Origin of the sequence: Streptomyces sp. E2N166 (assembly GCF_003671715.1) — a bacterium.
GTDB classification, from domain to species: Bacteria; Actinomycetota; Actinomycetes; order Streptomycetales; family Streptomycetaceae; genus Streptomyces; species Streptomyces thinghirensis.
Genome location: NZ_RAIF01000006.1, coordinates 1,032,508 through 1,045,858, shown reverse-complemented (window position 1 = coordinate 1,045,858; position 13,351 = coordinate 1,032,508). Strand labels below are relative to the sequence as shown.

The 13,351-nt window shown below is 71.1% G+C and carries 13 protein-coding genes; all 13 read left to right on the top strand.

The window, feature by feature from the left end:
- A partial coding sequence (locus tag EBH09_RS05080; protein WP_238697186.1) for a roadblock/LC7 domain-containing protein occupies positions 1-418 on the top strand: 418 nt, incomplete at its 5' end.
- 2 nt (positions 419-420) lie between these two features.
- Positions 421-795, top strand: coding sequence for a DUF742 domain-containing protein (locus EBH09_RS05075; RefSeq protein ID WP_193776113.1), 375 nt, complete (start codon positions 421-423; stop codon positions 793-795).
- Entirely contained in the window at positions 773-1,417 is a 645-nt protein-coding gene (locus EBH09_RS05070; protein ID WP_193776112.1) for an ATP/GTP-binding protein, read from the top strand. Before EBH09_RS05075 ends, EBH09_RS05070 begins: the two co-directional genes overlap by 23 nt.
- A gap of 81 nt (positions 1,418-1,498) precedes the next feature.
- Positions 1,499-2,074: a GAF domain-containing protein gene (locus EBH09_RS05065; RefSeq protein ID WP_121745763.1), complete on the top strand. Its 576-nt coding sequence runs from the start codon at positions 1,499-1,501 to the stop codon at positions 2,072-2,074.
- Positions 2,075-2,252: 178 nt separating this feature from the next.
- On the top strand, positions 2,253-3,281 hold the full coding sequence (tdh, locus tag EBH09_RS05060) for an L-threonine 3-dehydrogenase (RefSeq protein ID WP_121745762.1): 1,029 nt from the start codon (positions 2,253-2,255) through the stop codon (positions 3,279-3,281).
- 52 nt (positions 3,282-3,333) lie between these two features.
- A complete protein-coding gene (locus EBH09_RS05055; protein WP_121745761.1) occupies positions 3,334-4,527 on the top strand; it encodes a glycine C-acetyltransferase in 1,194 nt (397 codons plus the stop codon).
- A 59-nt stretch (positions 4,528-4,586) separates the two neighbouring features.
- Positions 4,587-5,489 (top strand): LysR family transcriptional regulator, encoded by a 903-nt coding sequence (locus EBH09_RS05050; protein WP_121745760.1) that lies wholly within the window; start codon positions 4,587-4,589, stop codon positions 5,487-5,489.
- Between the two features lie 46 nt (positions 5,490-5,535).
- A complete protein-coding gene (locus tag EBH09_RS05045; protein WP_121745759.1) occupies positions 5,536-6,123 on the top strand; it encodes an XRE family transcriptional regulator in 588 nt (195 codons plus the stop codon).
- The gene (locus tag EBH09_RS05040; protein WP_121745758.1) at positions 6,120-6,665 is read left to right on the top strand and encodes a GNAT family N-acetyltransferase; all 546 of its coding nucleotides are present in this window, start codon (positions 6,120-6,122) and stop codon (positions 6,663-6,665) included. Before EBH09_RS05045 ends, EBH09_RS05040 begins: the two co-directional genes overlap by 4 nt.
- 30 nt (positions 6,666-6,695) lie before the next feature.
- Complete coding sequence (locus EBH09_RS05035; RefSeq protein WP_193776111.1) at positions 6,696-7,055, top strand: MmcQ/YjbR family DNA-binding protein; 360 nt, start codon at positions 6,696-6,698, stop codon at positions 7,053-7,055.
- A 274-nt stretch (positions 7,056-7,329) separates the two neighbouring features.
- The gene (locus EBH09_RS05030) at positions 7,330-7,587 is read left to right on the top strand and encodes a hypothetical protein (protein ID WP_121745757.1); all 258 of its coding nucleotides are present in this window, start codon (positions 7,330-7,332) and stop codon (positions 7,585-7,587) included.
- 234 nt (positions 7,588-7,821) lie between these two features.
- Positions 7,822-12,498 (top strand): RHS repeat-associated core domain-containing protein, encoded by a 4,677-nt coding sequence (locus tag EBH09_RS05025; RefSeq protein WP_121745756.1) that lies wholly within the window; start codon positions 7,822-7,824, stop codon positions 12,496-12,498.
- A 30-nt stretch (positions 12,499-12,528) separates the two neighbouring features.
- The gene (locus tag EBH09_RS05020; protein WP_121745755.1) at positions 12,529-13,260 is read left to right on the top strand and encodes a hypothetical protein; all 732 of its coding nucleotides are present in this window, start codon (positions 12,529-12,531) and stop codon (positions 13,258-13,260) included.
- Positions 13,261-13,351 lie beyond the last annotated feature (91 nt).

Genomic DNA, 13,351 nt, shown 5'->3' with positions numbered 1-13,351 from the left:
GACCGGCCATGTATCCGACCTCGACTGGCTGATGAGCGGCCTCGTGCAGCGCGTGCCGCACACGTCCAGCGCGGTGCTCCTGTCCTGCGACGGACTGGTGAAATCCGTCCACGGCCTCGACGCGGACAGCGCCGACCACATGGCGGCCCTGGCCTCCGGCCTGTACTCCCTCGGCCGCAGCGCCGGTGTCCGCTTCGGCGACGGCGGGGACGTACGGCAGGTCGTCGTCGAACTCGACTCGACCCTGCTCTTCGTGACCACCGCCGGCTCCGGCACCTGCCTCGCCGTGCTGGCCGGCCGCGAGGCCGACGCGGCCGTGCTCGGCTACGAGATGGCGATGCTGGTCAAGAGCGTCCGCCCCTACCTGGTCACCGCGCCCCGGCAGCACGCCGTCGAACCCCCGGCGATGAGGCCTTGAGGGTGGCCGCGGCCGGCGACGGGCCCTGGCTCGACGACGCGGCCGGACGGCTGGTGCGCCCCTTCACCGTGAGCAACGGCCGTACCCGGCCCACCGTCGAGCTCGACCTGATGTCCCAGGTGATGGCCACGGGGGCGACCCCCCTCGGTTACCTCGGTCCCGAACACGCGCAGGCACTCGACCTGTGCCGGGCGCCCCTCCCGGTCGCCGAGCTCGCCGCCCATCTGAGGCTTCCGGTGGCAGTCACCAAGGTGCTGCTGTCGGACCTCGTCGACTGCGGCGCGCTGACCACCAAACCCCCCGCCTCGTTCCACCACAACCCCACGGACCGGGCCCTTCTGGAGGCAGTGCTCGATGGACTACGACGACAGCTCTGACTACGGCCACGGACCCGTCCCGGGATCCGGCCACGACACCACCGATCCCTTTCCCACCGCGCTGAAGATCCTCGTGGCGGGCGGGTTCGGGGTGGGCAAGACGACCTTCGTGGGCGCGGTCAGCGAGATCGCGCCGCTGAGCACGGAGGAACTGCTCACCACGGTCAGCGCCGCGACCGACAACCTCGACGGAATCGAGAACAAACTCGAAACGACCGTGGCCATGGACTTCGGCCGCCTCACCCTCGACCCGGAACACGTGCTGTACCTGTTCGGGACGCCCGGCCAGGAACGGTTCTGGTTCATGTGGGACGAACTGTGCGAGGGCGCGCTCGGTGCGGTGATCATCGCCGACACCCGCCGCCTCGAGGAGTCGTTCGCCGCCGTCGACTTCTTCGAGGAGCGCGGACTCGGCTTCATCGTCGCGATCAACGAGTTCGACGGCGGGTACCGCTACGACCCCGAGGAGGTGCGCGCCGCCATGGACCTCCATCCCGAGATCCCCATCGTGCGCTGCGACGCCCGGATCTCCAGTTCCGGCGTACAGACCCTGCTCACCCTCGTACGCCACCTCATCGCCCACACACCGGCCCCCACGACGGGGCACGGCGCCCACAGGTGATCCCCGGGTGACCCAGGTGATTCCCGTACCCACCGCCACGGAGCCGCACATGACGCACGCGCACAGCGACGGAGCCCGCCCATGAGCTATGACCCGCCGCGCCCGGTCGGACGGCTGCTGCTCACTCCCGAGGACCGGGAGGCCCCCGCACGGGTGCGACGGCTGCGCCGGCTCGGGCTGGCAAAAAGCCCGGATCCGGCCCTCGACGCCTACGCGGCCCATCTCGCCCATCTCGCCGAGGCGCCGTACGCGATGGTCAACTTCCTGGTCGAGGGCGGGCAGTTCTTCGCGGGCCTGCGGGTGCCCGAGATCGCGCCGGTGACGCGGGGGGACGGCACCAGTCCCGAGTTCGCCCGGGTCCAGCCGCGCGACCACGGCTTCTGCCCCCATGTGGTGGTCCGGCGCAAGGCCCTGGTCCTGGAGGACGTGCGCGACTATCCGCGCTTCGCGGGCAACCCGGTGGTCGACGAGTTCGGCATCCGCTCCTACCTGGGAGCCCCGCTCATCGACAGCACGGGGACGGTGCTGGGCGCGGTGTCCGCCGCCGACGTAAGGCCTCGGAGCTGGGGGAAGGCGGGCCTGGCGACGATCAAGTCCACGGCGGCCGATCTCGTACGGCGCATCGAACGCAGCGCGGAGGACGGGCTCCCGCTGTGAGCCGGCGGGCGCGGGCGGTGTGAGGGCGTGAAGGAAAGCTGCGACCGGGCTTAAGAAAGGCTCGATGGACCCGGGACGGTGTCGTAGGGCAGATTGCTGTGCGATTCCCCTCCCCTTCCCGGACGCGGGCTGCCTCTGCATGCCCGGCGCCGGGACCTCACCGTCAGGAGCCGTAGCGTTGAAGGCGCTGGTCAAGGAGAAGGCGGAGCCCGGCCTCCGGCTCGCGGACGTGCCCGAGCCCGTCATCGGATCCGGTGACGTGCTCATCAAGGTGCTGCGCACCGGCATCTGCGGCACCGACCTGCACATCCGGGCCTGGGACGGCTGGGCGCGGCAGGCCATCCGCACTCCGCTCGTCGTGGGTCACGAGTTCGTCGGCGAGGTCGTCGACACCGGGCGGGACGTCACCGACATCAAGGCCGGCGACCGGGTCAGCGGCGAAGGACACCTGGTCTGCGGCAAGTGCCGCAACTGCCTGGCCGGCCGGCGCCACCTGTGCCGCGCCACCGTCGGGCTCGGCGTCGGCCGGGACGGGGCGTTCGCCGAGTACGTCGCCCTGCCCGCCACCAACGTCTGGGTGCACCGCGTCCCCGTCGACCTCGACGTCGCCGCGATCTTCGACCCGTTCGGCAACGCCGTGCACACCGCCCTGTCCTTCCCGCTGGTCGGCGAGGACGTCCTCATCACCGGCGCCGGGCCGATCGGCCTGATGGCGGCCGCCGTCGCCCGGCACGCGGGGGCCCGCAACGTCGTGATCACCGACGTGAGCGAAGAACGCCTGGACCTGGCGCGCAAGGTCGGCGTGAGCCTCGCCCTCGACGTGTCGAAGTCGACCATCGCCGACGGACAGCGCGAGCTGGGCCTGCGCGAGGGCTTCGACATCGGCCTGGAGATGTCCGGCCGCCCCGAGGCCATGCGCGACATGATCGCCAACATGACGCACGGCGGCCGGATCGCGATGCTCGGCCTGCCCTCCGAGGAGTTCCCGGTCGACTGGGCCCGGATCGTCACCTCGATGATCACCGTCAAGGGCATCTACGGGCGCGAGATGTTCGAGACCTGGTACGCCATGTCGGTGCTGCTCGAAGGCGGCCTCGACCTCGCCCCCGTCATCACCGGCCGCTACAGCCACCGTGACCACGAGGCGGCGTTCGAGGACGCGGCCGGCGGCAAGGGCGGCAAGGTCATCCTCGACTGGACCGCGTAAGTCACCTGCCTCTTCAGAGCCCTCTCCAACGCCTCTTCCAGGAGCTTCTGACATGTTCGACTCCGTGCGCGACGACCTGCGCGCCACCCTCGACGAGATCCGCACCGCCGGCCTGCACAAGCCCGAGCGGGTGATCGGCACCCCGCAGTCCGCGACCGTGAACGTCACCGCGGGCGGCCGCCCCGGCGAGGTCCTCAACTTCTGCGCCAACAACTACCTCGGCCTCGCCGACCACCCCGAGGTCGTCGCCGCCGCCCACGAGGCGCTGGACCGCTGGGGCTACGGCATGGCGTCCGTGCGCTTCATCTGCGGCACCCAGGAGGTGCACAAGGAACTGGAGGCCCGGCTCTCCGCGTTCCTCGGCCAGGAGGACACGATCCTCTACTCCTCCTGCTTCGACGCCAACGGCGGCGTCTTCGAGACCCTCCTCGGCCCCGAGGACGCGGTGATCTCGGACGCCCTGAACCACGCCTCGATCATCGACGGCATCCGCCTCAGCAAGGCCAGGCGCCTGCGCTACGCCAACCGCGACATGGCCGACCTGGAGGCGCAGCTCAAGGCCGCGGGCGACGCCCGCCGCAAGCTGATCGTCACCGACGGCGTCTTCTCCATGGACGGCTACGTCGCCCCGCTCCGCGACATCTGCGACCTGGCCGACCGCTACGACGCCATGGTCATGGTCGACGACTCGCACGCCGTCGGCTTCGTCGGACCCGGCGGGCGCGGCACCCCCGAGCTGCACGGCGTCATGGACCGGGTCGACATCATCACCGGCACCCTCGGCAAGGCCCTCGGCGGCGCCTCCGGCGGCTACGTCGCCGCGCGCGCCGAGATCGTCGCCCTGCTGCGCCAGCGCTCCCGGCCGTACCTCTTCTCCAACACGCTGGCCCCGGTCATCGCGGCCGCCTCCCTCAAGGTGCTCGACCTCCTTGAGTCGGCCGACGACCTGCGTGTCCGGCTGGCCGAGAACACCGCCCTGTTCCGCCGCCGGATGACCGAGGAGGGCTTCGACATCCTCCCCGGCGACCACGCCATCGCGCCGGTGATGATCGGTGACGCGTCGAAGGCGGGCCGCATGGCCGAGCTGCTGCTGGAGCGCGGGGTGTACGTCATCGGCTTCTCCTACCCGGTCGTGCCGCAGGGCCAGGCCCGCATCCGGGTGCAGCTGTCCGCCGCGCACTCGACGGCGGACGTGCACCGCGCGGTGGACGCCTTCACGGCGGCGCGCAAGGAGCTGGACGCCTGACGCGGGCGTGACCCGCGGCCACGGGCGCGGCGGGTGCGGCGGGTGAGAGAATCGATCCCGTGATCGAAGCACGGCGGCTGCACATCCTCCGAGCGGTGGCGGACCACCGCACCGTGACGGCGGCTGCCGCCGCGCTGTACCTCACCCCGTCGGCGGTCTCCCAGCAACTGGCCGCCCTGGAGCAGGAGACCGGCCACCGCCTGGTCGAGCGCGGCGCCAAGGGCGTACGGCTGACCCCGGCCGGCGAGATCCTGCTCAGCCACACCAACGCCGTCCTCGCCCAGCTGGAGCGGGCCGAGGCGGAACTCGCCGCGTACAGCTCGGGCGACGCGGGCACGGTCACGGTCGCCTCCTTCGCCACCGGTATCGCACTGGTCGTCGCGCCCGCGCTGGCCCGCCTCGCCGAGTCGGCGCCCGGCATCCGCATCCGCGTCCAGGACGCCGAGGGCGACGCCAGCCTGCCGATGGTCCTCGACCGGCAGGTCGACGTGGCCGTGGCCGTCGAGTACCGGGGGGCGCCGCCCGCCGACGATCCGCGCCTGACCCACGTCCCCCTGTACGCCGAGCCCTTCGACGCGGTCGTCCCTCTCGCCCACCGCCTCGCCGACGCCGACGAAGTGCCGCTCGGGGAGCTGGCCAAGGACTCGTGGATCGGTCCCTACCCGGGCAACCCCTGTCATGACGTGGTGGTCCTGGCCTGCGAGCACGCCGGCTTCCAGCCGCGCATGGAGCACTCCTCGGACGACTTCCGCGCGGTCGTGTCGCTCGCCGCGGCCGACGTCGGCGTGGCACTCGTCCCGCGCTCGGCCCTGCACGGCACGGACCTCACAGGAGTGGTCGTCCGCCCGGTCGACGGCATCGCGCCCACCCGCCGCGTCTTCGCGGCCGTGCGCCGGGGAGCCGAGGAGCACCCGCTGATCCGCCCGGTCCTGGAGGCGCTCGACGAGGCGGCCCGGGCGTGAGGTCTCCGTAACACGGCCGTCTCATATCCGGGATAGCGTCCCGAATATGAGAGACAGGGATGAGGGGCCGGAGGCTCCCGACCTCGTGGACGCCCGGCTCGCCGCCCGGCTGGCCGAGCTGCGCGCCGAACACGGCTGGTCGCTCGGGGAGTTGGCGGAGCGCAGCGGAGCGAGCCGGTCCACGCTGTCCCGCGCCGAACGGGCGGAGATCAGCCCCACCGCCTCCCTGCTGAACCGCCTGTGCGCCGTCTACGGACGGACCATGTCCCGGCTGCTCAGTGAGATCGAGACGGAACCCGCGCTGCTGGTGCGGGCCGGCGAGCAGCCGCTGTGGGAGGACCGGTCCGCCGGATTCGTACGCCGCTCCGTGTCCCCGCCGCACGCCGGGCTGCGCGGCGAACTGGTCGAGGGACGGCTCGCCGCAGGCGCCGACCTCGCCTACGACAGGCCGCCCGTGCCCGGCCTGGAACAGCACATCTGGGTCCTGGCCGGGGCCCTGGAGGTGACGGCCCAGGACGTCGAGCACCACCTGGGCACCGGGGACTGCCTGCGGACGCGGGTGTGGGGACCGACGAGGTTCCGGTGCGCCGGCCCCGAGGACGCGCGCTATGTGCTGGCGGTGGTGCTGCCGTGATCGTGACGCAAGTGGACGAGGGGCGGCTCACGGCACTGCTGGAGGAGTTGGCCGACCTGCTGACCGGCACCGTCGAGGGCGGCGCGTCCGTCGGCTTCCTCGCGCCGCTCGACCGGGCGGACGCCGTCGCCTGGTGGCGGGAGCGGGCCGCGGCCGTCGCCGCCGGGCGACTCGCCGTCTGGATCGCGCACGAGGGGGACCGGGTGCTCGGAACGGTGAGTCTCGCCCTGCCCGACAAGCCCAACAGCCGCCACCGCGCCGAGCTGGTCAAGCTGATGGTCTTGCGCGCGGCGCGCGGCCGGGGGCTGGGCCGCCGGCTCCTGACCGCCGCCGAGGAGGCGGCCGCCGCGGCCGGCATCACCCTGCTCCACCTGGACACCGAGACCGGCAGCCCCGCCGAGCACCTCTACCGCTCCACCGGGTGGACCCGTGCCGGAACGATTCCCGACTACGCGGCTGACCCGGGCGGGCGGCTGCGGCCGACGACGCTCTACTTCAAGCAGGTCGGCAGGGATGCGGGCGCCCCGGCCGGAGCCGGGTGAATGTCAGTGGCGGCGGTTACCGTGCCTGACATGCCGGACGCAGAAGACGTACGCCGTATCGCCCTGTCCCTGCCGGAAACGACGGAGAAGGTCGCCTGGAGCATGCCCACGTTCCGGGTCGCGGGGAAGATGTTCGCCACACTGCCCGAGGACGAGACCTCCATCGCGGTGCGCTGCCCCAAGGAGGAGCGCGACGAACTCGTGCTGGCCGAGCCGGGGAAGTTCTGGATCGCGGGCCATGAGGCGCAGTTCGCCTGGGTGCGGGCCCGCCTCGCCGCCCTGGAGGGCGAGGACGAACTGCGCGACATCCTTGCCGACTCCTGGCGCCAGGCGGCCCCGCCCCGGCTGCTGGAGGCCCATCCCCGGCTGGGGCTGCCGGCCGGGGGCTGAAAACCGCTCGGGCGTTGTCAGTGCCCCGTGGCATGATCCGGGGCATGCGTGGCAGCCGGGGCCGGAGGGGGGCTCCGGCTGTCGGACGTACGACGCGCGGAAGCGCTCAACCCGGCTTTCGTCGTACAAGCCGTCGGGACGCACGCCGGTCCGAAGCCGGCCGAGTGCTTCGGGATGCGCCGCCGGGACGCCGGGTGGCAGTCCGGGAGTGGCGCGAGCGCACTTCCCGGGCGATACCTCATCAACGGGGCCGTTGGATGGATAGCCTTCCCGCGTGATCCTGGTCTCTTGGTACATCAACGGCTCTACCGGCCACCGCCTGGCGCCCACCGTCGCGCAGGCCCGGAACGCTGTGTCCGCGGCCCTGGACGCAGAGACCGCGACAGCTGAGGCGGCCGCAGAAGACATACTCGAAGCTCTGGCTCTGTGGCTGGCCGGCGACGCACGGATGCTCGTGGACGAAACCGGACTGGCTGCGTTCCGGGCAGACGAGAACGGCCTGGACCTGCTCGTGAGCCTAGCCCTTCTGTAACGACAAACCTGGACGCCGCACCGGCCTGATCCACCGTCACGCCGACCGCCCAAGTCATCGGCCACGCCCGCCCGCACGACATAGCCATGCTGATCAGCCCTTCTGGACATGGTCCCTGCGAGGTGGAGGCAGCGATCGCAGGGAGCGCCTTCTCCTCGAACTTCCGTGCCTAGTAGGTTCACGTGTGCACATAAGAGGTTGATGTCACCGGCAGGTGTCGACGGGGGTTGCGTGATGGTGGGCCACAGGCCGACGGATTGGCATGTCCTGGACCTGGACAAGGACCCGACCCCGGGTGACCCGCAGCGGGTGCGCACGCTCGCCAAGACGCTGCACGACTTCGCCGATGACGTGTCCGACGCGCTGCGCCTGGTGAAGGGCATGGCGGGGGAGGGCACGCTCGCGGAGTGGGCGGGCAAGTCGGCGACGGTCTTCAAGGAGGAGTTCTCGGGCGTACCGAAGAACCTGAAGAAGCTCGAGAAGTCGTACGGGATGTGCGGCGACGCCCTCGCCGACTTCTGGCCGAAGCTGGAGCGGGCCCAGGCGCTGGCGGACAAGGCGTTGCGCAAGGCGCGGGAGGCGCGTGAGGACCTGTCCTCGGCGCAGTCGAAGCTGTCCTCGGCGGACTCGTGGGTGACGCGGGCGTCGAAGGAGGCCGACAAGTACAAGGACGATCCGACGGGCAGCAAGTCGGACGCGGACAAGCCGGACGAGGGCAAGGTCCGTGCCGCCACGCGGGACGTCCAGCACGCCAAGACGGCGCAGACCAACGCGCAGTCGGCCGTGGACTCCGCGCAGAGCGCGCTGGACGCCGCGAAGAAGATGGCCGCGGACGCGCGCAAGATGCGCGACGACGCGGCCCGCGACGCGAAGAACAAGATCGACGAGGCCTCCGACGCCGGTATCCAGAACCGGTCGTGGTGGGAGGACATCGGCGACTGGTTCACCGACAACTGGGACACCATCGTCGCGGTCTGCAAGGTCGTCGTCGCCGTCGTCGGCATCGTCGCGATGATCATCGGCGGGCCGATCCTCGCCGCGATCGTCATCGTGGCCGCACTCGTCGTCCTCGCCGACACTCTCAACAAATACCGCAAAGGACAGGCGTCCCTGTGGGACGTGGGGCTGGCGGCTCTGGACTGCATACCCGGAGTCAAGGGCCTCACCTCCCTCGGCGCTATCGCCAAGGGCATGAAGGGGATGGCCACCGCCGTGCGGGGTGGTCTGAAGACCCTGCGTTCCGGTGCCAAGGACCTTCTTGCGAAAGCCAAGCCCTACAAGGGCCGGTGCCGGGGCGGCGACCCGATCGACATGGTGTCCGGCGAGATGCTCATGGAGCAGGTGGACCTGGAACTCGGCGGGCTCCTGCCGCTGATCGTCCGGCGGACCCACGTCTCGACCTACCGCTGGGGGCGCTGCTTCGGGCCGAGCTGGGCCTCGACGCTGGACCAACGCCTGGAGATCGACGACCAGGGCGTGGTGTTCGCGAGCGAGGACGGCATGCTCCTGGCCTATCCGATTCCCGCGCCCGGCACCGCGATCCTGCCTCTGGAGGGGCCTCGGCGGCCGTTGACGTGGAACGGTGACGGCGAAGGCACGATCACCGTCCACGACGACGAGACCGGACGGACGCACCACTTCGCTCCCGGTGCACGGCGCGACGGTGACACCCCCGCCTACACCCTGCCCCTCGCCGCGATCACCGACCGCAATGGGCACCGCATCGACTTCCTCTACGACGAGGCGGGCGTCCTCGCCGAGATGCGCCACTCGGGCGGCTACCGGGTGGCCATCGCCACGGAACACGGCCGGATCACGTCCCTGAGCGTTCTCGGCTCACCGGAGGACGGGTATGGCGCGGAAGCCCACTCACCGTGGACGGTGGTGCGACGCTACGGCTACGACGCGCAGGGCAATCTCCGCGCCGTCTCGGACGGGCAGGGCCGGGACTTCGAGCTCACCTACGACGCCGAGTCGCGCATCACGAGCTGGACCGACCGCAACGGCGGTTGGTACCGCTACACCTACGACGAGCGGCACAGGGTCACGGCCGGCAGGGGAGCGGACGGCTTCCTGGACTGCTCCCTCACCTACGACGACGCGGCACGCGTCAACACGTATTGGAACTCCCTCGGCCGGGCCACCACCTACCGGTTCGACGAGCGTCTGCAACTCGTCCAGGTCACCGACCCCCTGGGAGCCTCGACCCGCCGGGAGTGGGACGAGAACGGACGCCTGGTCTCCTGGACCGACCCGCTGGGCCGCACCACCCGGCAGGTCTTCGACGCGGCCGGCCACCTGACCGAGGTGGTCAGGCCGGACCTCAGCTCCGTCCGGGCCGAGTACGACGACGCGGGCCGCACCCGCCGGCTCACGGACCCCGACGGTTCGTTCTGGAGCTACACCTACGACGAGCGAGGCAATCGCCTGTCCGTCACCGACCCGTCCGGCGCGACCACCCGCTACAGCTATGACGCTCTGGGGCGGCCCCTCTCGGTCACCGACGCGCTCGGCCACACCCGGCGCATCCAGACCGACCCGGCCGGCCTGCCGCTGGCCCTCACCGACCCGGAGGGCCGGACGACCCGGGCGCGGCGCGACTCCTTCGGACGCGTGACCGCGGTGACCGACCCCGCCGGCGCCACCGACCGGTTCGGCTGGACCGTCGAAGGACTGGCCTCGTGGCGTTCCTTCCCGGACGGTGCGACAGAGGCCTGGAGCTGGGACGGCGAAGGCAACCTCGTCTCCCACACGGCCCGCAACGGCGCGGTCACCACGTACGAGTTCACCCACTTCCACCAGCCGGCCTCCCGCACCACACCGGACGGCCGCCGCCACACGTTCGCCTACGACACCGAACTGAACCTGACCGGTGTGCACAACGCGGACGGCCGCACCTGGGAGTACGCCTACAGCGAGGCCAACCGCCTGATCCGGGAGACGGACTTCAACGGCCGCACGCTCACCTACACCCACGACGCGGCCGGGCAGCGTACGTCGTGGACCAATGGCGCCGGACAGACCACGGACGTGACCGTGGACCTGCTCGGCCGGCCACGCCAGTACCGCACGGCGGACGAGGTCACCACCTACACGTACGACAGCGCCGGCTCACTGCTCCGCGCGGCCAACCGCGACACCACGGTCGAACGCACCTACGACTCCATGGGCCGCACCCTGACCGAGACGGTCAACGGCCGGACCACCACCTACACCTACGACGCCCTCGGCCGCCGCATCAGCCGACGCACTCCCTCGGGCATCACCTCGACCTGGACCTACGAGGCGACGGGCCACCCGCAGACCTTGAGCGGCGCCGGCAGCCAACTGCGCTTCGACTACGACACCGCCCATCGTGAGATCCGCAGGACCCTGGGCACGGAGGCGGTGCTCCACCAGAGCTGGGACGGCTCCGGCCGGCTGAGCGGGCAGTCGGTGACCACGCCCAGCCGCGGCAGCGGAGACGTGCGCGGTGAGCTGCTCCAGCACCGCACCTACGAGTACGACCTCGACGGAGCGCTCAGGGAGATCGACGAGCTGCTCGGGGAGAGCCGCCGGTTCGACGTGGACCCGGTCGGCAGGCTGACCGCGGTCAGGACCGCCGACCGCGAGGAGAGCTACGCGTACGACCGCGCGGGCAACCTCGTCACCAGCTCTCCGCACGACGGCCCCGCGGAGCCGCAGCCCCACGGATTCCACGGAACCAGACTGCACCGCGCCGGACGCACCACCTACACCTACGACGACCAAGGGCGCCTGATCCGCAAGACCGTCCGTCTCCTCAGCGGCGGACGGCGCACCTCCCACTACGGGTGGAGCCCGGAGGACCGCCTGGTCCGGACCGTCGCGCCGGACGGATCCGAGTGGCACTACACCTACGATCCGGACGGCCGCCGGGTCGGCAAACAACGCCTCGGCACCGGCGGGGACGTGCTGGAGGAGACGACGTTCAGCTGGGACGGAACACGCCTCGCCGAACAGATCGAGACCGACGGCACCGTCACCACCTGGGACTACGCGCCAGGTTCCCACCGGCCCGTCGCCCAGACAGTGAGCGGTGGCCGCGAACGGCCGGCGGCGGACCGGGCCGGAAGCGACCTGAGCGACACCGACGCCCGCTTCTACGCCATCGTCACCGACCTCGTCGGAACGCCGACCGAACTCGTCTCGGCGGACGGCCGCATCGTCTGGCACCGCAGATTCACGGCCTGGGGGCAGCCGACCGGCGCACCGCTCCCAGCCCCGGAAGCCGACTGCCCCCTGCGCTTCCCCGGGCAGTACGCGGACGCCGAGACCGGCTGGAACTACAACTACTTCCGCTACTACGACCCGGAGACCGCACGCTACGTCAGCGCCGATCCGCTGGGCCTGGCTCCGGACCCGAACGACTACGCCTACGTCACCAACCCGCTCCTTCTCCTCGACCCGCTGGGCCTCATCCGCGTCCGGGGCCAGGGCGGCCGGTGGGAGAGGGACCCGAACTCGCCCGCACAGACCCACAACCGCGACACCGAGTACCCCGGCAGCTATCGCCAGTCCACCCACGACGCCATGGCCGCCGCATGGACCGACGAGGGCATCGCCCAGGGCGGCACACCGATGCGGCCCACCGGACGGCTCGACTCCCAGGGCCGTCAGATCATGGAACGCACTCCCAGGTCCGATCTGACCTGGCGCAACTCAGCGGGCGAGGTCATCCCGTTCAACCAGCTCACGTACGAGCACCTGACACCGGTGGTCGATCACTGGAACCAGACGGGCTACCGTTCCGACCGGGCCACCCGCAACGACTTCTACAACCGCCCCGACAACATGGAGCCCATGACGAGAAGCGAGAACTCCCGCGGTGGTGCGCTCATGGACGCCACCTACCGCCAGGATGTCCACCCCACCCTCTACTCATGCAGCTAGGGCCCCGGCCCGAGCACAGGAGCCATCCTCATGAACCCTGGATCCGTCCTGCCCGCCATGCCCGGCGCCGCTCCCGTTCCCGGTCTGGCATCCGCGTGGCGGTGGTCGCCGAACCCGATGTTCACCTTCACCGCCGCACTCTCCACCGACGGCCGGCACAACCTGCAGGTCAACGTACGTGGCCCCTACGACGAGGCGCTCGTCACGGCACTGCTCGCCCACGCGCGCGCCCATGACGACACCTTCGTGGAACAGCGGCGGCCCCTGGTGGCCATCGGCGGCTTCCACCACGACGGGACGGAGTTCGACACCGTGGGGGTGGCGGCAGCCGAGGTGCACGGCTACCACGCCACCGAGAACCCGGAGCTGTCCGCGGTCACCTACGCCGTCTTCCCCGCCTATGCCAGTGAGATCTCCGGCAGCGAGAACGAGGAAGAGGCCTGGGGCAGGTTCCGCAAAATGCTCCAGCCGAACAAGCTCGACCGCGCCGAGGTGCCGTTCGTCAAGATGCGCTACGACAACACCCGCACCCAGAGCATGAGCAAGGGCGACGCCCGCGGATTCGCTCCCCTGGACACGCTGGTGCGGGAACTGGAGCTGCTCGACGGCGCTCCCGGCAGCTTCGTCGAGTGGGAGAACCGGCACGGCGCCGTCTGGCGGGTGGACAGCACCGGCGGCGGACTCGAGCTGACGCGCGACGCAACGAAGGAACCGGTGAGCCCCGGCCAACTGCAGGCCGTGGCCCGCACCAGCGTTCAGTAACGCACCCGTCCGTTCTCCGCGGCCCCGGCATCCAGCAGACCGCGCCGGGGCCTGCGTCGAGGCGTGGGGCTTCGGGCGCCACAGGCGCTGG